This is a genomic window from Clostridium sp. CTA-17 (assembly GCF_054767895.1).
The window spans coordinates 250,489-275,182 of the sequence record NZ_BAAABF010000001.1; the positions used below are offsets into that span (position 1 = coordinate 250,489).

Annotated in this window: 22 protein-coding genes; 17 read left to right on the plus strand and 5 right to left on the minus strand. The window is 26.4% G+C overall.

Annotation, left to right across the window (positions count from 1 at the left end; genetic code table 11):
• Positions 1 to 26: 26 nt before the first annotated feature.
• The gene (rd, locus tag ACYUCG_RS01070) at positions 27 to 188 is read right to left on the minus strand and encodes a rubredoxin (protein WP_003452884.1); all 162 of its coding nucleotides are present in this window, start codon (positions 186 to 188) and stop codon (positions 27 to 29) included.
• 26 nt (positions 189 to 214) lie between these two features.
• The gene (locus ACYUCG_RS01075; RefSeq protein WP_283683928.1) at positions 215 to 1,435 is read right to left on the minus strand and encodes an FprA family A-type flavoprotein; all 1,221 of its coding nucleotides are present in this window, start codon (positions 1,433 to 1,435) and stop codon (positions 215 to 217) included.
• 215 nt (positions 1,436 to 1,650) lie between these two features.
• On the opposite strand from ACYUCG_RS01075, the gene ahpC reads away from it, so the two are divergent.
• Both ahpC and ACYUCG_RS01085 read left to right on the plus strand, forming a co-directional pair.
• On the plus strand, positions 1,651 to 2,214 hold the full coding sequence (gene ahpC / locus ACYUCG_RS01080) for an alkyl hydroperoxide reductase subunit C (RefSeq protein ID WP_003477110.1): 564 nt from the start codon (positions 1,651 to 1,653) through the stop codon (positions 2,212 to 2,214).
• A gap of 486 nt (positions 2,215 to 2,700) precedes the next feature.
• Complete coding sequence (locus ACYUCG_RS01085; RefSeq protein ID WP_460267882.1) at positions 2,701 to 4,371, plus strand: FAD-dependent oxidoreductase; 1,671 nt, start codon at positions 2,701 to 2,703, stop codon at positions 4,369 to 4,371.
• 120 nt (positions 4,372 to 4,491) lie between these two features.
• On the opposite strand, the gene cplR is transcribed toward ACYUCG_RS01085, so the two are convergent.
• The gene (gene cplR / locus ACYUCG_RS01090; protein WP_283704114.1) at positions 4,492 to 6,144 is read right to left on the minus strand and encodes an ABC-F type ribosomal protection protein CplR; all 1,653 of its coding nucleotides are present in this window, start codon (positions 6,142 to 6,144) and stop codon (positions 4,492 to 4,494) included.
• Positions 6,145 to 6,907: 763 nt separating this feature from the next.
• On the opposite strand from cplR, the gene ACYUCG_RS01095 reads away from it, so the two are divergent.
• From ACYUCG_RS01095 to fliB, 10 genes are all read left to right on the plus strand, one after another.
• The gene (locus ACYUCG_RS01095) at positions 6,908 to 7,966 is read left to right on the plus strand and encodes a PTS transporter subunit IIC (RefSeq protein WP_240297813.1); all 1,059 of its coding nucleotides are present in this window, start codon (positions 6,908 to 6,910) and stop codon (positions 7,964 to 7,966) included.
• Positions 7,967 to 8,001: 35 nt separating this feature from the next.
• Positions 8,002 to 8,931 (plus strand): 2-dehydropantoate 2-reductase, encoded by a 930-nt coding sequence (locus ACYUCG_RS01100; protein ID WP_315632102.1) that lies wholly within the window; start codon positions 8,002 to 8,004, stop codon positions 8,929 to 8,931.
• A gap of 230 nt (positions 8,932 to 9,161) precedes the next feature.
• Positions 9,162 to 9,587, plus strand: coding sequence for a MarR family winged helix-turn-helix transcriptional regulator (locus ACYUCG_RS01105; protein ID WP_060796624.1), 426 nt, complete (start codon positions 9,162 to 9,164; stop codon positions 9,585 to 9,587).
• 225 nt (positions 9,588 to 9,812) lie between these two features.
• Entirely contained in the window at positions 9,813 to 10,316 is a 504-nt protein-coding gene (locus ACYUCG_RS01110) for a hypothetical protein (RefSeq protein WP_460267885.1), read from the plus strand.
• 102 nt (positions 10,317 to 10,418) lie between these two features.
• Positions 10,419 to 10,862, plus strand: a complete 444-nt coding sequence (locus ACYUCG_RS01115; protein WP_003480535.1) for a MarR family winged helix-turn-helix transcriptional regulator — start codon at positions 10,419 to 10,421, stop codon at positions 10,860 to 10,862.
• Between the two features lie 84 nt (positions 10,863 to 10,946).
• Positions 10,947 to 11,828: a pirin family protein gene (locus tag ACYUCG_RS01120; RefSeq protein WP_460267886.1), complete on the plus strand. Its 882-nt coding sequence runs from the start codon at positions 10,947 to 10,949 to the stop codon at positions 11,826 to 11,828.
• Between the two features lie 33 nt (positions 11,829 to 11,861).
• Positions 11,862 to 12,458, plus strand: coding sequence for an FMN-dependent NADH-azoreductase (locus tag ACYUCG_RS01125; protein ID WP_060796621.1), 597 nt, complete (start codon positions 11,862 to 11,864; stop codon positions 12,456 to 12,458).
• A gap of 246 nt (positions 12,459 to 12,704) precedes the next feature.
• Complete coding sequence (locus ACYUCG_RS01130) at positions 12,705 to 13,226, plus strand: NUDIX hydrolase (RefSeq protein ID WP_460267887.1); 522 nt, start codon at positions 12,705 to 12,707, stop codon at positions 13,224 to 13,226.
• A gap of 68 nt (positions 13,227 to 13,294) precedes the next feature.
• A complete protein-coding gene (locus tag ACYUCG_RS01135) occupies positions 13,295 to 14,035 on the plus strand; it encodes a hypothetical protein (protein WP_415319304.1) in 741 nt (246 codons plus the stop codon).
• 180 nt (positions 14,036 to 14,215) lie between these two features.
• Positions 14,216 to 15,472 carry a flagellin lysine-N-methylase gene (gene fliB / locus ACYUCG_RS01140; protein ID WP_460267889.1) on the plus strand — a complete coding sequence of 419 codons (1,257 nt, stop codon included), beginning with the start codon at positions 14,216 to 14,218 and terminating at the stop codon, positions 15,470 to 15,472.
• Positions 15,473 to 15,564: 92 nt separating this feature from the next.
• Here fliB and ACYUCG_RS01145 read toward each other — a convergent pair whose 3' ends face one another.
• Positions 15,565 to 16,092: a hypothetical protein gene (locus ACYUCG_RS01145; protein WP_460267891.1), complete on the minus strand. Its 528-nt coding sequence runs from the start codon at positions 16,090 to 16,092 to the stop codon at positions 15,565 to 15,567.
• Between the two features lie 511 nt (positions 16,093 to 16,603).
• On the opposite strand from ACYUCG_RS01145, the gene ACYUCG_RS01150 reads away from it, so the two are divergent.
• The 5 genes from ACYUCG_RS01150 to ACYUCG_RS01170 all read left to right on the plus strand — a co-directional run bounded on the left by ACYUCG_RS01150 (position 16,604) and on the right by ACYUCG_RS01170 (position 23,626).
• Positions 16,604 to 17,071: a hypothetical protein gene (locus ACYUCG_RS01150; RefSeq protein ID WP_460267892.1), complete on the plus strand. Its 468-nt coding sequence runs from the start codon at positions 16,604 to 16,606 to the stop codon at positions 17,069 to 17,071.
• A 128-nt stretch (positions 17,072 to 17,199) separates the two neighbouring features.
• Positions 17,200 to 17,913: a M48 family metallopeptidase gene (locus ACYUCG_RS01155; RefSeq protein WP_060796615.1), complete on the plus strand. Its 714-nt coding sequence runs from the start codon at positions 17,200 to 17,202 to the stop codon at positions 17,911 to 17,913.
• Positions 17,914 to 18,096: 183 nt separating this feature from the next.
• Positions 18,097 to 19,971 carry a histidinol-phosphatase HisJ gene (gene hisJ / locus ACYUCG_RS01160; protein WP_460267893.1) on the plus strand — a complete coding sequence of 625 codons (1,875 nt, stop codon included), beginning with the start codon at positions 18,097 to 18,099 and terminating at the stop codon, positions 19,969 to 19,971.
• Positions 19,972 to 20,266: 295 nt separating this feature from the next.
• Positions 20,267 to 22,099: a glycoside hydrolase family 13 protein gene (locus ACYUCG_RS01165; protein ID WP_460267894.1), complete on the plus strand. Its 1,833-nt coding sequence runs from the start codon at positions 20,267 to 20,269 to the stop codon at positions 22,097 to 22,099.
• A 243-nt stretch (positions 22,100 to 22,342) separates the two neighbouring features.
• Positions 22,343 to 23,626, plus strand: a complete 1,284-nt coding sequence (locus ACYUCG_RS01170; protein ID WP_460267895.1) for an L-cysteine desulfidase family protein — start codon at positions 22,343 to 22,345, stop codon at positions 23,624 to 23,626.
• 274 nt (positions 23,627 to 23,900) lie between these two features.
• Here ACYUCG_RS01170 and ACYUCG_RS01175 read toward each other — a convergent pair whose 3' ends face one another.
• Complete coding sequence (locus tag ACYUCG_RS01175) at positions 23,901 to 24,404, minus strand: hypothetical protein (protein WP_283704125.1); 504 nt, start codon at positions 24,402 to 24,404, stop codon at positions 23,901 to 23,903.
• Between the last annotated feature and the right edge of the window lie 290 nt (positions 24,405 to 24,694).

Consider the following 24,694-nt stretch of genomic DNA (forward strand, 5'->3'; position numbering starts at 1 on the left):
TTATTAGGCTTTTTACTAATATAATATTATTCAGTTTCAGAGAATTGAGATTTATCTACTCCACAAAGAGGGCAAACCCAATCATCAGGTATATCCTTAAATTCAGTTCCAGGTTCCACACCATTATCAGGATCTCCTACAGCTGGATCATAAATGTATCCACAAACATCACATATAAATTTTTTCATAATTAATTCCTCCTAAAATTTAACGATTATATTATTGAACTGATATAATCAGCAGCTCTTACAACTTCTTTTTCTGATTCTTCATTTAGTGAGAATCTAATTCTTACTGGGAAATGAACATCAATCATACCAGTAGATTTTATTATTGATGAAGTATTTAAAACATTACCATTTGTAGAGTTTAAGTAATCCTGAATTATTTCTATAGGTTCACCACTCCATCCAAATGAACCAAAAGCACCTAAAAGTTTATTGCTTAAATCTAATTTAGGTAATTCTTTTAATATATCTTCAATAGAACCTATTAAATCTCCATATTTAGTTGAAGTACCAAATAGTATTGAATCTGATTTTTTTATTGAAGCTAATATATCTTCTGTAGTACTTTTATCTGCATTAAATATATAAACTTCAATATCCTCATTTTCTAATTCAGATTTGAATTTTTCAGCTATTTTTTTTGTTGCATTTCTCATTGTAGTGTAAACTATAGTAGCTTTTTTCCCTTTTTTAGTTTCTTTACTATATTTATCATATATATCAATATATGATTGAATATTTTCATCTAGTATATAACCATGTGATGGAGCAATAACTTCTATATCTAAATCTTTTAATATATCAATCAGTGGTCTAATGTATTTTCTATGTGGTTCCATTATAAGTTTATAGTAAGTTAAAAAGTCCTCTGTAATATCTTCATTTGATTTACTTGAGAAATGTTCCTTGGCAGTAAGATGAGTACTAAAAATATCACAAGGGAATAATATTTTATCTTCTACATCATATGTAATCATTGTTTCCTCAGTGTGAAGATAAGGAGTCATTTTAAATAATAATGTTTTTCCTCCTATATCAAGGGTATCCCCATCATTTACTACTATAAAATCTCTATCATGTAATTTATATAATTCTTTTAGATGATATACGGCTTTTTCACTGCAAACTATTTTAGCATTAATAGCTTGTCTAGCTAGTCCACCTAATGCACCTGAATGATCTGGTTCTGTATGATTAATAACTATGTAACTTATATCTTTTAAATCAATAATCTCTTTTAAATTATTTAAAAAATCTTTTGTATATATTAAATCTACAGTATCAATAACTGTTGGCTTTTTAGTTTTTAATAAATAACTATTGTATGTAGTTCCTTTTTCTAATATTAATCTGTGAAATGGAACAGGTCTATTGTCAATTACTCCTACTGAGTAAATATCATTTCTTAGTTTAATTTCTTTATTCATAAGTACCCTCCTTATTAAATTTCTTTTGTGAAAATCTACAACCTTAGTTTAAAACATAATAAAATATCTGAATGTGATTGCACACACATGATAAAAATAATATAAAAATTTTTCTAAAAAGTATTGACTTTTTATTAAATAATAATTATTATTGATTATAAGAAATAAATGATAAATAGAATCAATTGAAAATAAATATCAAGGAGGAAGTGCAAATGTCATTAATAAACAAAAAAGTTTCAGATTTTAAAGTGCAATCATATCAAAATGGAGAATTTAAAGAAGTTACATCAGAGGATTTAAAAGGACACTGGTCAGTATTCGTATTCTATCCAGCAGATTTTACTTTTGTTTGTCCAACTGAGTTAGGGGAGTTAGCAGACAATTATGAAAGCTTTAAAGAAATAGGATGTGAAGTCTACTCAATATCAACAGATACTCACTTTGTTCACAAAGCATGGGCAGATGCTTCAGATACTATAGGAAAGATTAAATATCCAATGTTAGCAGATCCAACAGGAAAATTAGCAAGAGATTTTGAAGTTATGATAGAAGAAGAAGGATTAGCATTAAGAGGATCTTTCGTAATTAACCCAGAAGGAGAGATAAAAGCATATGAAATCCATGATAACGGAATTGGAAGAAATGCTGAAGAATTATTAAGAAAGGTTCAAGCAGCTCAATTTGTTGCAGAACATGGAGATCAAGTTTGTCCAGCTAAATGGAAACCAGGTGAAGAAACATTAGCACCAAGTTTAGATTTAATAGGAAAACTTTAATAAAAATAAATAAAGTGGTTTTGTAAAAATATAACAATAAACTTACAAACATATTCAGAGAATTACTAGATTTTAAGTGAAAGTCCAAATTTTAATTTGGAAACTTGAACTTATCCAATGGAACTTTAGTTACATTGGAGTCATTTGAATAATTATTACTCCGAAGATATTACTAAAGCTTCGAAACTTAAGTGAAAGACCAAATTTTTAATTTGGAATCTTGAACTTATGCAATCGAACTTTGTGAGATTGTATTCCTAAGAAATTAACAGTCTCAGCTTCTTAACGTAATATCTTCTCCGTAATAATTTAAATTCTAAAGCTTATCTAGATATTCTCTTCATATTGTTTGTAAGTTTTATAAGAATTTATTTTAGGCAAATTTTCAATGCTAATCAATTGAAGTTAAAATATTTTTAAGTTATTTCAAAGTAGATAGTTTAAAAATATTTTGAATAGTAAGGACTAAGGAGGAGGCGTAAATTTATGAGTAAAATATATGATTTGGTTATTATTGGGGGAGGGCCTGCAGGACTTTCAGCAGGTATATATGCAGGAAGAGCTAAGATGAATACCTTGATAATAGAAAAGGGAGAATTAGGAGGACAAGTCAATAAAACCTTTGATATATCTAATTATCCTGGATCTAGAAATACAAATGGTCCTAAACTTATGAGTGAAATGAGAGCTCAGGCAGAGGATTTTAAAGTTAAGTTTATGAATGGAGAAGTCCTTGAAGTAAGTTTAGAGGGAGATATTAAGGAAATAAAAACTGACAAAGGTTTAGTTAAGGGAAGATCTGTAATAATTGCTACTGGGGCAGCACCTAGACAACTTGGATTTAAAGGGGAAGAAGAATTTACAGGAAGAGGAGTTGCATATTGTGCAACTTGTGATGGTCAGTTTTTTGAAGGATTAGAGGTATTTGTAATAGGAGCTGGTTTTGCAGCAGCTGAGGAAGCAATATTCTTAACTAGATTTGCATCAAAGGTAACTGTAATAGCTAGAGAACCAGAATTTACTTGTGCAAAATCTATAGCAGATAAGGTTCTTTCTAACCCTAAAATTGAGGTGAAATTTAATACTGAAATAATTGAAGCTAAGGGCAAAGACATGGTAAACTATGCTAAGTTCAAGAATAATGTAACAGGAGAAATTTTTGAATACAGAGCAAAAAAAGAGGATGGAGCCTTTGGAATATTTGTATTCGTTGGTTATGCCCCTAAAAGTGAATTGTTTAAAGATATTTTAGAGTTAGACAAGCAAGGATATATTATAACTAATGAAGATATGGAAACTAATATTAATGGGGTTTATGTTGCTGGAGATTTACGTCCAAAATCTTTAAGACAAATAGTTACAGCTGTATCAGATGGGGCTATTGCTGCCACTACAGCAGAGAGATACGTTAAAGAGATAAAAGAAAAGCTTGGTATAGAAGATGAATATTTAGAAGAAGAGGAAAATATTCAAGAAGAACAAAATAGTGATGAAAATAATGATTTAGGAAATATATCAAGAAAAAGTTCCCTATTAAATGATGGATTAAGAGCTCAGCTAAAAGGAATTTTAAGCAAAATAGAAAATGAAGTAACTTTAGTTTCTATAGTTGATAGAAATAATACAAAATCTATAGAACTTAGAGACTTAGTACTAGATATATCAGATTTAGGAGAAAAAATTAATGCTAAGATATTTAATAGAGGCGAAAATAAAGATGTTGAAGAGAAGATAAATGCTGATAAATATCCAATAGTTGCACTTTTAGACGAAAATGAAAATTATAGTGGAATTAAGTTTCATGGTGTTCCAGGAGGACATGAGTTAAATTCATTTATTTTAGCTATATATAACTTAGGTGGTCCAGGTCAAGGTATTGATGAAGGAGTACTTGATGAAATAAAGAAATTAGATAAAAAGACTAATATTAAGGTTTGTGTATCACTATCATGTCATTTATGCCCTGATGTTGTAGCTAGTGCACAAAGAATAGCAAAAGAAAATAAAAATATAGAAGCTGAAATGATTGATTTAGCTAATTTTAAAGATATAAAAGATGAATTTAAAATAATGAGTGTACCAGCTCTAATAGTCAACAATAAAGATGTTTACTTTGGAAGCAAAAAAATAGAAGAAATTTTAGAGATAATAAAATAATTTTATTATAAAACACCACAAAATAACCTTAACAATTTAATTTTGTTAAGGTTATTTTTATAGATTTAAGTTAATAGTTCTGCTTTAAGTGAATATTTGTTTCTACATAGTTTTCTAGATTTAACTTAATCTTTTTCTTAAGTTTTTTAATTCTTTAAGTAAATTATAATATTCATTTTCTAATAAACTTTTTTTATTGTTGTCAGGTTCTATTGAAAGGAGCGATATTACATTAGAAAGTCTGTTTTCTAAGATAAGAAGACTATCTTTATTAGCTCTTTCTTTATCATCTAACTTAGGTTTTTTCTTAAATTTTATATATTCATTATAGGTACCAGAAAATTCATGAATTAAATTGTTATCTATTTCTAAAATATAATCGCATACATTAGAAATAAAGTTTCTATCATGAGAAACTACAATTAATGTTTTATTACAATTAATCAATGCAGTCTCTAGAGATTCCATAGATTTTATATCAAGATAGTTTGTTGGTTCATCCAATATTATCAAGTTATTATCAGATAATAATATTTTACAAAGTGCTACTTTTACTTTTTCACCACCACTTAATGATGAGACTTTCTTAAATACATCATCTCCTTTAAAACCAAAACCATCTAGATTTATTCTCACGAAATTTTCATCATAAGAACAATTTTTAAGAATATTTTTTAGTATTGATTCATCATCTTTTAATATCTTTTGAGATTGATCAAAGTAGCCTATAACAACATTATCTAAAACTTTTATATTCTCTTCTTTTGAAACAATATTTTTTAGTAATGTACTTTTACCACAACCATTATCACCAATAAGTGCTACTTTCTTACCATTCTTTATTTTAAATTTAATATCTTTAAGTAGAAGCTTATTACCTGCAAATAATGTGAAATCTTTAGCTTCTATAAGATTTTTAGAAGCTATTTTTAAATTATCTTGAACTCTAATTTTAATCTCTTTTATGGTTTTAGGCTTTTCCTTAATGTCAAGATGATCAATTCTACTTCTTAAGGCCTTTATATTATTATCTAGATTTTTCTTTGCTCTTTGAGGCCCCATTTTGTGTAATCTAGCTTCAGAATTACCCATTCTTTTAGGAGTTTTTCTAAGACTATCTTTTAAGTTTCGCTTATTAAGGATAGCATTTTCAAGATGCTTTTTTTCATTTATATAAGAATTATACTCAATTTCAGCTATTTGCCTCTCTAAAGTTTTTAGCTCTAGATATTTAGAGTAATTTCCTTTATAAGCTTTAATTTTTCCATCCTCAATTTCAATAATAGTGTTACATAGTGAATCTAGAAATCTTCTATCATGTGATACTAGAAGTAATGAACCATTATAGTTTTTTAGCATGTTTTCAAGAGTTTCAATACTGCGTTCATCTAAATTCGCAGTAGGCTCATCAGCAATAATTAAATGTTTATTTTCACTTAGAGCCTTAGCTATCTTAAATTTAACCTTTTCCCCACCAGATAAAAACTCATGGTATTCAAAAGGAGCATTGAATATATTCTTAAAATTATTATTTAAAGTTTCTTCATTAGAATCTTCACTTTGACTTATATAAGCAAAGCTTTTAGTTATATATACATTTCCTTCATCAATAGGAATTTGACCTAATAAAGATTTAATAAGTGTAGTTTTACCAGCACCATTAACCCCAACTAATCCAATTCTATCTCCATCTAAAATTTCTAGTTTATCTATATCTATAATTAATCTGTCACCATAATATTTTTTTACTTTACTTAATCTTGCTAAAGACATAAAAAATCCCTCCTATAAATTACAGGAGAGTATATATAGTCATAAAAAGTCAAAAATATACCTATCTCACTATAATCTACTCTCCATAAAGTTAAACACAACAAAAAAAGCTAAAAACAAATCATTTTTAAAGCTAAAAATAAATACTTTTTTGTTGTAATTAAAATTTGAAAAATAGATTATATTTCCATTGTTGAAACTACCTCTGTCTTTCTTAAAGTCTTAGTTTATAGATATTATTATATCACTATTTACTATAAGTATCTAATAGATAGTAGAATCTATTAATAACTTATATTCTTTTCATAATAGGGGTTAGGTTTATATAGATAGTTTTTATTAGTAAATATTTTATAGAATTAAATTTTTAACTTAATATACAATCTATATTTATGTATAAAATTCCATAAATGTTTCTAAAGTGTTAATTTAGTGCATTTATTTGTTATATTTTTAACTTTTGTGTCTTAAATATATTGCAATTTATATTTATATTGTGATATATTGATAGCACAAAGTTAGTTGTACATACAAATGATAGGGGATTTATAATGAATTTGTAATAAAAACAATTAACTTTTTGCAGATTACTAGTAATTTTTCAAAAAATAGAGTTTAAGATGAAAATCTATAAAAATATAAATGATAAAAAATAAACAAAGCTATGGAATAATAAATTTTTTTAGAGCAATAATATTTAATGAATTTTGTATTGTTATGGATTTTAACTAACAAAAAATTTTATAATAGGAAGAAGAGAGATATGACACAAAAGAATGTTTCAAAAAAAGATAAGTTAACGCCAAAAGATTATTTAAACAAAGTTTTGGCAGGAACTGCAACAGGGATAGTTGTAGGGTTAATTCCTAATGCAATTTTAGGATCAATATTTAAAGGACTAATAGGTGTTTCACCTATATTTGCTACTTTTTATAATGCTGTGAATATTATGCAGTTTATAGTACCTGTACTTGTGGGAGTCTTAGTAGGATTACAGTTTGAATTAAATGCTATGCAATCAGTTATAGTTGGAGCAGCAGTATTTTTAGGTTCAGGGGCATTTAAGGTTACTGAAGCTGGCGTACAAATGGTTGGTATTGGAGACTTAATAAATATAATGTTAGTTTCTTGTATAGCTGTATTTGTTATTAGATTAATAGGAAATAAACTAGGATCTTTAACTATATTATTATTACCAATTATAGCTGGAGCTGGAGTTGGTATAATAGGAATGTTTATGTTACCTTATGTAAGACAGATTACTATAGTAATCGGAGATTTAATGAATAACTTTACTACTTTACAGCCATTATTAATGTGTATTTTAATAAGTGTTTCATTCTCAATATTAATTATTTCACCAATTTCAACTGTAGCAATAGGTATAGCTATTGGAATAACTGGCTTAGGAGCTGGAGCAGCTGCTATAGGAGTTACTGCTTGTACAGCAGTTTTAGTTGTAGGATCAAGAAGAGTAAATCAAAGTGGGGTTACTTTATCAGTATTATTAGGAGCTATGAAAATGATGATGCCAAACCTAGTAAAATACCCAATAATAGCAGTACCAATAATAGCAAATGGGATCCTAAGTGGAATAGGAGCTTATTTATTTAATATATTAGGTACACCTAATAGTGCAGGATTTGGTATAGTTGGATTAGTTGGACCTTTAGCGGCTATAAACACTCCTGGGGCTACAAATGCTATATTTGGAGTAATAATGGCATTCTTCGTAATACCTTTTGTAGGAGCATTTATTATCGAATGGTTCTGTAGAAAAGTTATACATTTATATGATGAAAATATTTTTAAATATATTTAATTTACAAAAAAGATAAAAGAGGAGAGTTGATTGAAATGAAAATCGCAATTGTTGGAGCAGGAGCAATGGGCTCACGTTATGGATATATGCTACATGAAGCTGGAAATGAAGTTATGCTAATAGATGCATGGAAGGATCATGTAGATACTATAAACAAAGATGGATTAACTGTTGAGGAAAATGGAGAAATTAAAAAAGTAAAGATACCAGCAATGCTACCTCAAGATGCTAAAGAAATTCCAGAGTTAATAATATTATTTACTAAATCTATGGGATTAGAACCAATGTTAGAATCTATAAAAGATATATTAGGAAAAAATACAAAAGTATTATGTTTATTAAATGGATTAGGACATAATGAAACTGTAGCAAAATATGTTGATAACAAAAACATACTTATGGGAGTAACTTTATGGACAGCTGGGTTAAAAGGTCCAGGACATGTTGTATTAACAGGAAGCGGAAGCCTAGAAGTTCAAAATATTGATCCAAGTATGGAAGCAGAGGCAAAAGAAATTTGTGATATATTAAGTAATGCTGGATTAAAAGCTCACTATAGTGAAAATGTATTATTTTCAATATGGCGTAAAGCTTGCGTAAATGGAACTTTAAATAGTGGATGTACAATTTTAGATTGTAATATTAAAGAATTTGGTGAATTAAAGGAAGCTCCACAACTTATACGTAATATCATAAAAGAATTTGCTGATATTGCAGCTGAATATGGAGTAAAATTAGATGTTGAAGAGGTTGCAAGAGGCATAGAGGCAATATATGATCCAAGTCAAGCTGGAGCTCACTATCCATCAATGCATCAAGATTTAATACAAAATCATCGTCTTACAGAAATAGATTATATAAATGGTTATGTATCAAGAAAAGGTAAAGAGTTTAATATAAATACACCATATAATGATTTACTTACTACTTTTGTTCATGCAAAAGAGCAATTACTTATTAAATAAGAATATGTAATAAATGTAGTTATTTTAAAAAGTTGATTTTTATGTTTTATAGAAATCAACTTTTTATATTTTATAACTACATAATTAAATAATTATTTTAATTATAAAATAATAGTATAATAAAACTTCATTTAATTGAAAATAATGGAATTAATTTGGTTGCAAATTTTAAAATTTATATTTAATATAATATATAGACAAAATTTTAAGAGGTTAGGACTGAGGATATAATGCTTGAAGAAAATTTCTGCCAGTGCTTGTTTTTCACTGCAACCAGATTGAAAAAAATAGCAGCTAAAATAGCTGAAGATGAATTAAAACCATTAGGAATGTCTCCGACATATGTATATATACTTCTCGGTGTAAAATTTAAACCAGGAATAACTCAAAAAGAATTATGTGAGGAACTTCATTTGAAGCCGTCTACAATAACTAGACTTATAGATAAATTAGTTATAAATGGATTGGTGGAAAGAAGATCAGAGGGGAAATTATCTCATATATATCTAACTGAGAGTGGAGAAAAAATACAAGAGAATATACAAAAATACAGATTAAAATTACATAATCGTTATAAAGAAATACTTGGAGAAGAGGAATATAATTTTTTAACTAAACTAACAAATGACTCTGCAAGAATATTAGAGTCTAAGTAAACATACTCTTGTTAAATAAAAGAGTAAGCTTTTAACGTTTTAATTTATGTAAAAGCAAGTAGTAATGCACAACTTCTTACAATTTTTATTATAAGAAGCTGTGCATTATTATATATAGAAGTACTTATTTTAGATTAATAATGATATAATAAACTTATTATTTTTAATAAGAGATTAGAATATTGATTTAGTGATTTAAAATATTCAAAAAGGAGATATACATATATGAAAGAATTAAGAATAAAGAAATTTACTGTAGAAGAATTTAAAAATAAGTTTAACTTAGATAATATAGAAAATATTTCATCTTATGAAATAAGTGAATTAGGAAATCTTTTTGAGAATTCATCTGAAGAGGTTTATTTCTTAATTGAAGATAAATTATATGCTGAGCCAAAGGAAGTTATAGGGGAAGGAGAACTTTCTAGAGAGGATATTGAAACTATAGAAAAATTAAATGAAGAATTTAGAGATTCTTTAATAAGCTTAAGAGAGTTTTTATATCATAGAAATGGAAAATTAGATTCAGAAGAGGCTAGAGCTATTCAAGTTTCAATGAATAATAATATAAAATCAGCTAAAGAAATTTTAAATAGACATAATATAGTTGATAAAGACCAATTAAAGAAAATGAGTAAAAAATACTTTATGCCAGACTTCTTAAATGGAGTATTTGGCAATGAAGAGTATAACTTTGAAAATGAAGTAGAAATAGACTGCGGATTATAAGAGAAAGCTATATCAAATCTTTACTTGGTTTGATATAGCTTTTTTATTTAAATAATTATATTTAATGTTGACAATATCACTAATTAGTGATAAATTTAAAGCATGGATAAGATAAAAGATTTAATTAAAGAAAATGAATTAGAATTATCAACATTAGTTGTCTTTACAAGAGCAGAGCATACTATTCATAAAAAAGAATTTCAGACAATCAAGGAAAGTGGATTAACCATAGCTCAATTTGGAGTTTTAGAAGCTCTATACAATAAAGGTGACTTGAGAATATGTGAAATAATCGAAAAAATCTTAACAACATCAGGAAATATAACAGTTGTTATAAAAAATCTAGAAAAGGATGGACTAGTGAAAAAAAATGCAGATCCAGAAGATAAGAGATCTTGTATAATATCATTGACAGATGAAGGTAGAAAGGTTATAGAAAATATTTTACCTAGTCATATTAATAATATTAAAAATATTTTTGAAGTCTTAACTGATGAAGAGAAAATAACATTGAAGAATATATTAAAAAAATTTAAAAATGTATAGTCATCAATATAAAATAAAAAATTTTTAGGTATTTATCACTAATTAGTGATAAATGTTATTTTAGATAAGAAGGGGGCAAAGTAAATGAAAAAATTCAGAACTATAGAAAATATATTTAAAGCGCCAGAACCACATATGGTTGGGGATGGATTTAGAGTATCTCAGTATATACCAACAGGAATAAAAAGTATGGAGCGTTTATCACCATTTTTATTATTAGATTATAATGCACCATATTATTTTAAGCCTTCAGAGACTAGATTAGGTGTTGGAGCTCATCCTCATCGTGGATTTGAAACAGTAACAATTGCTTATGATGGAAAGGTTGAGCATCATGATAATAAAGGAAATCATGGGATTATAGGACCCGGGGATGTTCAGTGGATGACTGCAGCATCAGGTATTATGCATAAAGAATATCATGAAACTGAATTTAGTAAGAATGGTGGTATCTTTCATATGGTTCAACTTTGGGTGAATCTACATAAAGATAAAAAAATGATAGAACCTAAATATCAACCTTTATTAAAAGAAGAAATGGGAGTTTTAAAACTTGATAATGATAAAGGAGAAATAAGTATAATTGCAGGAGAAGTTAATGGGGTAAAGGGGCCAGCTAATACCTTTACTAATATAAATCTTTATAATATAAATTTAAAGAATTATGGCAATACTACATTAAGTGAACCAAAGAATTTTAATACTGCAATTCTTATATTAAAAGGTGAAGCTAAAGTAAATGAAAATAAAATATGTAAAGAAGGAGATTTTATCATATTTGATAATGTTGACGGAGAGATTTTACTAGAGTCTTTTACTGAAGAGTCACTATTTTTAGTTCTTAGTGGAGAACCAATAAATGAGCCTGTTGTTTCACATGGACCATTTGTTATGAATACACTAGGAGAAATACTTGATGCATATGAGGATTTTAGAAACAATAAGTTTGGAACAGAGAATTTTTAATAATTTATATATAAATTAGAAGGAGTGAATACAATGAGTAAAGTATTATATATTAAAGCAAATATAAAAAATGAGGGAGAATCAAGAACTTTTAAAGTATCTGATAGTTTTGTAGAAGAGTATAAGAAAAATAATCCAGAGGATGAAATAATAACATTAGATTTATATAAAGAGAATATAGATTTTTTAAGAGCTGATGATTTAGGAAAATTATTTGGACCTAAAGATGAAGAAAGTAAGAATAATTCAATATTAAAATATGCATATCAATTTGCTGATTCTGATAAATATATAATTGCAGCACCTATGTGGAATTTAAGCTTTCCAGCTATACTAAAAGCTTATATTGATTATGTAAGTGTTTCTGGAATAACATTTAAATATACTGCTGAAGGACCAGTTGGTTTATTAAATAATAAAAAGGCAGTACATATAGTATCTAGAGGTGGTGGATATGATAATTCACCATATGAAATGGGAGATAGATATTTAAGAACTATATTAGGTTTCTTTGGAATTAAGGATATAGAAACTATTGCCATAGATAATTTAGATGTTATGGGCGTAAATGTTGAGAAAAAGGTAGAAGAAGGTATAGAAAAGGCTATTTCACTTGCAAAGAAATTTTAAATTAAAGCTAAATATTAGAACATAAAAAATAGTAAATTTAAATAGAAGACTTCTTGATAATTATATAATTCATAAATATGAGATATAAAGAGATAAACTAAGGAAATTTGATTTACATATAAAGTATTTAGATGTAAAATAAAATTATAATATTAAAATGCAGATGATTATTAGGGGAGTTTAGGGAATAAACTCCCTTCTTTTTTGTATTTATGGATATATTAATTTCATTAAAGGGGTGAAGATATGTATTTTAATAAAGTTCTAGGGATGAAAGAGTTTGGAAAAGATGAAAAGGTGTTTTATAGAGTTGCCATAAGGGCAATTATTTTACAGGGTGATAAAATACTTATGGTAAAATCTAATACAGGAGATTATAAGTTCCCAGGTGGCGGAGTTGAAAAAGGGGAGACTCCAGAGGAAACTTTAAGAAGAGAAGTTCAAGAAGAAACAGGATACATATTAAATGAAGTTAAAGAAAAATTTGGAGTTTTAATTGAAAGAGATAGAAGAAGGAGAATGGGTTGTACAATTTTTGAAATGACCTCTCATTATTATCTTTGCAGTGTTATTGAAGAAAGAGGAGAACAACATTTAGATAAGTATGAGGAAGAGCTAGGTTTTACTCCTGTATGGATTTCTTTAGATGAGGTAATTAGAGAGAATGAAAACGTACTTAATCAAAAAGGGAAAATTAATCCATGGGTGAAAAGAGAAACTTTTGTACTTAAAAAGATTAAGGAATTTTTATATAAAAATAAAGAATAATATATGTTGAATTGAGATTATATTATTACTATATTTATTTTATAAGAATATTATTTGGAGATGTTAATATGAAAAAGACCTTATACGATTATGAAGAAGCAATTAAAAAACTACCTTTAAAAGATAAATATACAAAAGAAGAACTTTTAATAGATGATTTTCTTGTTGATAAAGAGGGGAATATTGAAATTTATTATGCTCCACATAATGAATATATAAATCCTAAGGCTAAAGTGTTTATAATTGGTATAACTCCAGGTTTTAATCAAATGAGTACAGCTATAGCTACAGCAAGAAAGGAATTAGAGATTGTAGATAATATTAAAGAAATTCAATATAAATGCAAGGTGGCAGGACGTTTTAGTGGAACCTTAAGAAAAAATATAATTAGCATGTTAAATGAGATAGAGCTTAATGAGGCTTTGAAAATAAATGATTGTGGAGAACTTTTTGGAGAAAAGGATTATCTATTACATACGGTATCTTTAATTCCTTACTCTGTTTTTGTTAAGAAAGCAAATTATACAGGCCATACTCCAAAACTTATAAAAAGTGATTTTTTAATGAAATATGTTTATGAGAATTTTATTGAGGAAATTAAGAGCTTAGATGATTTTGAAAATATATTATTAATACCCTTAGGAAAAGCAGTTGAGGAAGTGCTATTTAAGCTTAAAGAAGAGGAATTTATAAGTGAGAGACAAATACTTAAGGGATTTCCACATCCATCAGGTGCAAATGTAAATAGAATACCTCAATTAAAAGAAAATAAAGAAATTATGACTAAAAAAATTAAAGAATTTTATTAATTTACACTAATTAAATTCTAAGTGCTTATTATGGAGATTTCATTTTTATATTTAATTTTGAAAATTTACTTATAAGAGTCTTTAATATAAAAAGCTTTAATTTAAATTTTCAATGGGATAATATGGTGTGATAAAATAATAAAGTAAATTAAATTATTTTATCTAAGAGGGAAGTATATAATGAAGAATATTAAAATGAGATATCCAATATATCTTAAAGAGTTTAAGTGTATTGGGGGAGAATGTGAAGATAGCTGTTGTATAGGCTGGGATGTTGATATTGATAAGTTTACTTTTCAGCAATATGAAAGTGTAAGTGATAGTGGCATGAAGAATATACTTGAAAGTAATCTTATTAAAAATAAGAAGTGTCAATGTGAAGAAATTGATTTTGCTAAAGTGAAGCTAGGAGAAAGTAAAAGATGTCCATTTTTAAAGTGTGATAACTACTGTGTTATCCATTCTAATCTTGGAGAAGAGTATCTTTCAAATGTTTGTACATCATTTCCTAGAGTAACTAATAAAATTGATGAAATTTATGAAATGTCTCTTGCTGTAGCATGTCCAGAGGCTGCAAGAATCCTTTTACTTAAGAAGGAAGGTATTGAGTTCTCAGAAAGTGATGAAAACTTAGGGAAACACATAATATCAAGTGAGGTTAATACTAAACTAAGTGAAGAGTCTTATCTTCCAGTAGAGTTTCTTAAGGAAATTAGAGAGACTAGTATAAAGATAATGAAAAATAGAAAGTTTTCATTAGACAAAAGGCTTTACATATTAGGTGAATTTATAAATGCTTTAGAGGATGAGTATGAATATAATTACCATAATACTTTAAATTTTATAAGGGAATATGATATAAATACTGTTGAAGATTCATATGAAGAAAATTCTATGAATTATGTTATTCAGGTTGATTTCTTTAAGAAATTACTTACTATGCTTAGGGTAGAAAAAGATATAGATAGTGATAGATTTAAGGAATACTCAAAGGAAGTTAAAATTGGTCTTAATTTAGATGAAGAAAATTATTTAGCTAAAAATGCTCAAATGTATATAAAGGCTTTTGAAGAATATGAAAAAGAATTTATAGAAGAAAATACTTATATATTTGAAAATTACATAGTTAATTTTATTTATAGCAATTTATTCCCATTCTGTGAGAGAGAATCAATATTTGATAGCTATATTATGTTGATTATAAGATATACATTTATGAGATTTTATTTAGTTGGTATGTATATATATCATAAGAAAAATAAAGAGGTCTTAAATAAAGCTCTTTCAAAAGAAGAAGTAGTAAGATTTATTCAGTGTTTCTCAAAGGTAGTAGAACATCATAAAACTTATTTAATTGACTTACTAAATTATATAAAAGAGCATGATTTTAATAATTTAGAATTTGTGAAAACTTTACTACCTGCATTAAAAAATTAAAGAGATAGGTAGAAATGAGGAATTTTAACTTCGTCCTATTTATATTTAGGATGGAGTTTTTTATTACATATTTTAATAATTTATAATATAAACTAATATGCAAAGATATGGGTATCTTGTCTATCTTTTAAGTAGTTTTTTAAAGTTAAGTATGTTTCAGCTGAAACTTTTGATTTTATGGTTACATTTTGAGCAAAGTTTACTTCTACAATTAAATCATTACTGCTTTCAATTAAGTTTTTTATTGCTTCATATGAACTATAAGATGTTTCTATGAAGATAGAAAGCTTTTCTTCTTCATCTTCTGAAATACTTTCATCCCTATAGTTTGCTCTACAAGTACTTTGATCTTTTGTTTCTAAAACATATACTCTAAGTTTATTACTTCTAGGAAATTCAATTTTTTCTATGCTTCTTAAAAGTTTTTTTAACTCTTCTTTTGAAATATTAAGGAATTCTCTTTTTTCATAGCCATCTTCATATACATTGAATGTATTTTCAAGTTTTTCTATAATCACTTTTCTATTTTTCTTATAGGATCTTATATCTAAACAGTTATATAATTTTAATTCATCTAATTTTCTTATAGAATCAAAAGCGAAATTATTAATTGTAAACATAAATATTCACCTCACTTTAAGAATCTTTCCTAAAGTATATCATTTTTTAGTTTAGACTAAAATAAATTCACTTATTTGATTTATTTATAGTTATTATAGGTTTTTATAAAGTTTAATATTAATATGATTTTATTTATACAAATTTATTTTTATATCATGATACAGTTAATAGGATTATGCAATAACAAAGAATTACTGAACAAAATACCAATAAATCCATAGTAATAGTCACTTCCTTAAACATTAAATAATTTGAAAAGTTTTAAAATGGGAGTTTTAAAAAAGGTTTGTTAGGATTAAGTTAATAGTATATTGTAAAATAAGAGAGTTATATTATTAACTTTAAATTGCATATTATTTTATTTTATGAAAGAAAGTTTTAATTTAGAACTTTATGGTTGGGTGAAAAAGGATAAATTAAAGTATATATAGCCAACAGTTTAAAACTTATTTACAAAGAAACTTTAAATTGATAATATTTATATAGGATTTAAAAGTTTTGGAGGAGAGAATGAAGAGTTACGAGAGAAAACTAAAGATTGAGATTATTACTATTTTGGTAATGATTGATTATATACTTATGATAAGAAGAGCAAGTAGTGAGTTAGAAGAGTCAGTATTAGCAGGAATTGCTCTTTTATGGACAATTTTTGCTTTAGGATACCATATATGGGATTTAAAGAAGCGAGGATTAACTTTTACAGCTTGGATTAAAAGTTTTACTGATAGAATTAAAGGACTTAAGTATTTTAGTAGAATCTACACAAAAATGTTTAAATACGGTACAAGTATAATAATTATTTTAGGCATGGTATTAGTTGCTTTAAATGTAATTAATACTGATGTTTTAAATACTTCATTTATAAAGTACATTATAAACATAGGAATGTCTTTAGCTTTTTCATTAGGAATGACAGAAGCTATAGTATTTTGTATGGCTGGTATAGTAAGAATTATGGAAGAAAATAAAGAAATATAAAAAATGCTTCACAATTTTGTGAAGCATTTTTTATTTATATGATTTTTGATATAGAAATAAAATTAAAATAGCACTATTTAGTATAATTAATATTATCTAAAGATTTAAAAGTTACAGAGAGGTTTTTTATGATATTAAAATTTCAATATGAAGAGAATTTTATAGACTTTGAATTAATATTAAGTAAAAGAAAAACTATGAGCATAGAGATTTCAGCTGAGGGAGAGGTAAAGGTAAGAGCACCTATTGGTATTTCAGAGGAAGTAATTATTAGTCAGGTTAGGGAAAAAGGAAAGTGGATTATTGAAAAGAAAGATCAGGCTTATAAACGCAACTCGAAAAGAATTGAAAAAAACTATAAAGATGGAGATTTATTTATGTATTTAGGAAATGAATATACATTAAAAATAAAGTTTAGTCCATTTTTAAAGAAGACTTCTGTTAAGATAATAGGAAAAGAATTAGTTGTTTATATGACTGAATATAATAAGGAAAAACTAATAAAAGCAATTGAATTATGGTATAGGGAGGAAGGGTTAAAAATAATTAAAGAAAGAGTTGAGAATTATTTGAAATTTTATCCTTTGAAGCCAAGAAGCATAAAGGTTAAAGAACAAAAAAGAAGATGGGGTAGCTGTACATATTATAATGATTTACTTTTTAATTGGAGATGTGTAATGGCACCTTTAGAGGTAATTGATTATATAGTTGTCCATGAAATGACCCATATGGTTCATAAGGATCATTCAAAAAATTATTGGAATTTTGTTTCAAAAATTATTCCAAATTATAAAGAACAAAAAATATGGTTAAAAGAAAATGGTATTATAATGGATATATAATAGGAATAAATAGTATTAAGATTAATATTTAGGATAATTTTAGCATTTTATAATTAATAAGATAGAAATTATTCGGTTAATATTATATACTGTATATGGATAAAATGTTAAAATTTTTATCAAAATATTAATTAATATTTGTTATGATTGTTAAATCATATACTTCACAAGTGAGGGTAAGATATGAAAAACTACTATTTAGAAAAGGCTGTGGATGAAATTTACTATAAAGAAGGCAAAGAAAATAGAGAATTAAAAATTGATATCTTAAATGTTAAGATAGAAAATGAATTGAAGTTAATAGAAAATTTATGTGGTAATTGTAAAAGAAAAAATGCCTTATATGAAGCTATAAAGAATATAAAAGGTTTATTAAAACAATATTATATAGTTTTTAATGGAACTCAAGATGCTTTATTTTTAGTTGAAATGCTTAAGGACGGAAATTTTAGATATGTGAGAAATAATAACGCATATCTTGAGAAATTTGGACTTAAAGGAGAAGAAATTATAAATAAGACTCCAAAACAGGTTTTTGGTGAAGAGCTTGGAAAAAGATTCTGTAGTTATTATAAAGATTGTGTACAAGCTAAAAAAGTAGTTATATTCGAAGATGATTTGATTTTAAATGGAAAGAGAAAGGTGTTCTTAACTAAGTTACTTCCTATTTTAGATGAAGATGATTGTGTTTTTATTGTAGGTTCAAGAGAGGATATCACAAAGAGAAAAGAAATGGAAGTAAAATTAGACAGAATGGCTAATTATGATGAATTAACTAATATTCCTAATATAAGATTGTTTTTTAAATCTTTTAGAAATACTATAAATGAAAGTAAAAAGCTAGGTAAAAAATTTGCAGTTTTGTTTATAGATTTAGATTGGTTTAAAGAAATAAATGACAATTATGGACATGAGGTAGGAGATACAGTTTTAGTTTGTGCAGTTAAAAGAATATATAAATGTTTAAGAAAAGGTGATATTCTTGGAAGAATAGGTGGTGATGAGTTCGCAACAATATTAAAAGATATATATGATAGAAGAGAAGTTGAAAAAGTAGTTAAGGATATTCAGACTTCTTTAAGAGAAAAAATAACAATAGGAGATATTACTTGCAATATTGACTCATCCATAGGTATAACGATATTTCCAGATGATGGAGAGAAGATAGATATACTTATGAGGAATTCTGATAAGGCTATGTATAAAGTCAAAAATAGAGAAAAGGGAGGATATAGATTTTTTAATGATATGATTAGAGAATATAATTTTCAAAATAAAGATGGTCATGTTCATACAAAATATTGCCCTCATGGTAGTGATGATAATATTGAAGATTATATTGATGAAGCTATAAAATGCAAATTAGATGAAATAACTTTTACTGAGCATCTACCCCTTCCTGAAAATTTTATTGATCCTTCGCCTTTGAAAGATAGTGCTATGAATTTAGAAGAAATGGAATCCTATTTAAAAGAGGGACATGATTTACAAGAAAAATATAAGGATAAGATAAAAGTAAATGTTGGAGTAGAAGTAGATTATATAGAAGGCTATGAAATTGAAACAGAATTACGTTTAAATAAATATGGTAAGTATTTAAACGATGGAATTTTATCAGTTCATATGATAAAAGGAAATAAAGGATACTATTGTATTGATTTTAGTGCAGAGGAATTTAAAAAAATCATAGATGACTTAGGTTCTTTAGAAGAAGTATATAATAAATATTACGATACATTAATTATGGCATTAAAAAGTGATTTGGGACCATACAAACCAAAGAGAATAGGTCATTTAAATCTAGTAAGAAAATTTAATAAAGACTTTCCTTATAATTATGAAAAATATATTCCAAAGATAGAGAAGATATTAGATCTTATAAAAGAAAAAGGATATGAGCTTGATTTTAACATTGCAGGTTTAAGAAAAAAAGAGTGTAATGAATTCTATATAGAAGGAGAAGTTTTAGAAATGGCAATTGAGAAAGGAATACCTATGGTTTTAGGAAGTGATTCTCATTCTGCTAAATATATAAAATGTATAAAAGAATTCTTATAAACAAGATATGATTTAAAGTAGTGTTTGGTTTAGATAGTAATTATATATCTAAATTAAACACTTACCTAAAACAAAATCTTATAGTAATTTTTAATTTCATTTAAATATAAAATTTAAAACTTTTTTGGGGACTTATACAATAAAAATATTAAAAAACATTGAACGTTTTCATAAAGGGGATTATAATTACATACAGAGAAGATATACATATAAATATTTTTTTGATTTGTTTTGGTACCGTTACCAAAATAGTTTATAACAATTTATGATTATAATATTATGGAGGGTTAAATTTATGGGTAAAATTACAAGAGAGGCAATACATCATATAGCTCAAAGCAATTATTCTTATGGATATGATAATGAAACTTTGCATTTAAGAGTTAAGACTAAAAAAGGTGAAGTTAATAAAGTGGAAATAAGAATTGGAGATCCTTACATATGGGATGAAGGTGGTTGTGATGGAGGAAATATGAATGCCACTGGAGGACTATGGACAGGTGGAAAAAGTTATCCTATGAGAAAGGAATGTGAAACAAAATACTTTGATCACTGGATAGTTGAGTATAAACCATTAACCAAACGTTCAAGATATGGATTTATATTATATGGAGATGAGGAAACTCTTTTATTCACAGAAAAAAGAATAGAGGAGTTAGATGGAAAGTATGATGAAGCAAAATTAAGTGCTATAGGAAACTTTTATTGTTTTCCATATTTAAATGCCATAGATGTTGCTAAGACACCTCAATGGGTAAAAGATACTGTTTGGTATCAAATATTTCCAGATAGATTTTGTAATGGAGATAAATCAATAGATCCACAAAATGTTAAGCCATGGGGAACAGAGCCTACTAAGGATAATTTCATGGGGGGAGATTTACAGGGAGTTTTAGATAAATTAGATTACTTATGTGATCTTGGAGTTAATGGATTATATTTTTGTCCTGTATTTGAAGCTACTGAAAATCATAGATATGAAACTATAAATTATTTTAAAGTAGATCCAGCCCTTGGTGGAAATGAAGTCTTTAAAAAACTTGTAAGTGAAGCTCACAAAAGAGGCATGAAAATAATGTTAGATGCAGTATTTAATCATATAGGTTATTTTTCACCTCAATGGCAAGATGTATTAAAGAATAATGAAAAATCAAGATATAAGGATTGGTTTTGTATAAAGAAGTTTCCAGTACTTGAAAATGGCTTAGAAAATGTTGATGGAAATAATTTGAATTATGAAACCTTTGGAAGAATAGCCACAATGCCTAAACTAAATACTGAAAATCCAGAGGTTGTAGAATATTTATTAAAAGTCGCTAAGTTCTGGGTTGAAGAAATGGATATAGATGGTTGGAGACTTGATGTATGTAATGAAGTAGACCATGTATTTTGGAGAAAATTTAGGGAATTAGTAAAGGGTACTAATAAAGGTGTTTATATATTAGGAGAAGTTTGGCATGATGGACTTCCATGGCTTATGGGAGATCAGTTTGATGCAGTTATGAATTATCCTGTTACAGATGCAGTAAAAGAATATTTTTGTTTAAATCAATCTAATCCAGAAGATTTTAAATATATGATAGAAGCTAATAAGGTTAGTTATTTAAGACAAATAGGAGAAACAATATTTAACTTGTTAGATAGTCATGATACTCCAAGAATATTAACTGTAGCTGGAGGAAATAAGGATAAGATGAAACTAGCTTATCTGTTTATGTTTACTCAAGCTGGCTCTCCATGTATATATTATGGAGATGAAGTTGGTATGGAAGGAAATCAAGGAATGGGTATGGAATTCCATAGAAGATGTATGATTTGGGATGAAAATAAACAAGACAAAGATATGCTTAAGTTTATGAAACAAATAATAAAAATAAGAAAAGAAAATAAGGAATTAAATTTATTAGATAATAATTGGATAAGAGCTAATAGAGATGAAAATATACTTATATATTCAAAGGAAAATATATTTATAATTATGAACAATTCAGAGAATGAAGAAAAGATATATTTACCTGAGGAGATTAAAAATAATAAGGTTAATGATTTATTTGAAGAAAAAATTGAATTTTTAAAAGAAGATATAGACTTAAAACCCTTTGCATTTAAAGTTTATAAAAAGCTTTAATATTTAATAAATTAAAAAAAGAGTAAGAATTTTAGAATGTATTATATTTTATAATTTTTACTCTTTTTATTTATACTTAGAAAGGATAAAATCACTATAGTTCTAAGGTGTTTTGTAAGCAATAATTAAAAGTGTAATTAAAACATTATAATAAATAAATTTGAATTTTCTTGTAAATGATTACACAAAGTAAGATATGGTGTTATAATAAAAATATAGAGGAATTTATAAGAAGGTGAGAAAATGAGAGAGTTATATTTAAAAACATTAAAAAAGGAAGTAGTACCATCAGAAGGCTGTACAGAGCCAATAGCAATAGCTTACGCAGCATCTATAGCAGCAGAACATTTAAAGGGAGAAATAAAAGAAGTAAATATTTATTTAAGTAAAAATGTAATAAAAAATGCCTTAGGAGTTGGAATACCTGGGACTGGTGGAGTTGGAATAGAAATAGCAGCAGCTTTAGGAATCTCAATTCAAAAATCCTATAAAAAGTTAACCATATTATCTAATTTTACAGAGAATGAACTTAAAAAAGCTAAAGAAATTGTAGATAAAAATATAATAAATATAAAGCAAAAAAATACCAATAAAGCTCTTTATATAGAGGTAGAGCTTTTATCTGAAACTTCAAAATCTAAAGTTATTATAGAGGATACTCATACTAATGTAACCTTAATTGAATGTGATGATGAAATAATAATGGATAACAATAGTGAGGTAAGTGAAGATTTAGAGGAAGACTATAAATTATTTAAGATAGCAGATATATATAACTTTGCTAAAGAGGCAGATTTTGATGACATAAAATTTATTTTAGAAAGTGCAAAAATGAATGAAAAGGTGTCAGAAGAAGGATTAAAAGGAGATTATGGCCTTCAAGTTGGAAGTAAAATAATTCAAAAGGGTAATTTTAATTTATTTTCTAATGATGCATCTAATAAGATAATTGCAGCCTCAGCAGCAGCCTCAGATGCAAGAATGGATGGGTGTGCAATGCCTATAATGACCACTGCAGGAAGTGGAAATCAGGGAATAGCTTGTTCAATACCAGTAGCTCAAACTGCTAGACTTTTAGATAAGTCTGAAGAGGAATTAGCAAGAGCTTTAGTTTTAAGTAATTTAGTTACAATAAGAATAAAAAAACACATGGGAAGACTTTCGCCTTTGTGTGGAGCAGGAATAGCAGGGGCAACAGGGGCTTCCTGTGGAATAACTTATCTTCTTGGAGGAGATTTAGAAAATATAAATTATTGTATAAATAATATGATTTCAGATCTTTCAGGTATGATATGTGATGGAGCAAAGGAAACCTGTGCTTTAAAGATTGCCACAGGAACTAATGCTGCAATACAATGTGCCAACTTAGCCATGAATGGCATATCAGCAACAGCCAATGATGGAATAGTAGCAAAGGATGTAGAAGAAACAATTGAAAGTATAGAAACCTTAATACAAAATGGCTTTAAAAATGTTGATGATACTATACTTAACATAATGCTTGAAAAGAAAAAGAATAATAAGTAATTAAGATAAAAGATTAATATTAATAATTAAGAAGTACTTAAGAGCCTAGCTAAAGTTAATATTTGCTTTAGAAGCAGTTAAAAGAAAAGATAAATGGAAAAAAGATTGTATTAATTTACTTTATAAAACTTTTAAATATTTTTTGGTATAATTATAAGTTTGGTTTAAAGTTTTTAATGCAATCTTTTTTTATACTTTAATAAAATAATAATTATATATTTTTTAGGTGAGTTTAGATAATAAAATTAGTTTAAAAATTTTTTTATCTAGAACTTTATATATTTTTAAATAAATTTTTCTTAGAAGCTAATTTTATTAATAAAGTTGTTATTAATAAGGATAGTAATAATATAACTAATGGACTTAGTCCGGTTGCTTCTAGTAACTCATCTAGTTCAGTATGTAATCCAAGATCAGTAAATAATGATATTAATGGATAGAAAATTAAGCATACTGAGATACTTAATACTGAACACATAAAAAATATAAGAGTGAATTTATGATATAAGCCATTTCTTAGTGAATTATTAAATATAAGTACTAGTACAAATAAGAATAATACTGGTATTGATATTCCTAGTATAAGATTAAGGATATAAGAAAAATTGCCATAATTAGCATTTACTATTTTAATTCCATGATTAAATTCTAAATTTCCTCCACATAATAATCCAACTATAGCTTTTGAAATATCATGTAACAAGTAGATTATTAAAAATGATAAAGCAATCATAATTAATGTTGAAACCGTGCTTTTAAATTTGTTTGTTTTATTCAATTTTTTTCAACTCCTTAATATAATTAAATATTGAATATGAAATAGCTTTTTATTATTAAATTAAAAGTTATTGAGTAGTCAGTGAGTTTAGAAATAATAATGAAGTATTATCACATTAAATGAACAAAATGTTAATTAATCCTATATTAATATAAACTTTTTGTGAATATAAGTAAAGGGTTAAATACAATTTTTGATATTTAATTCCATTTAAGGAGGAAATAAAAGGGGATTTAGTGGATTTAAAGTATGAATAGATACAAATAGATAAATGAATATTCCTTTGTGTA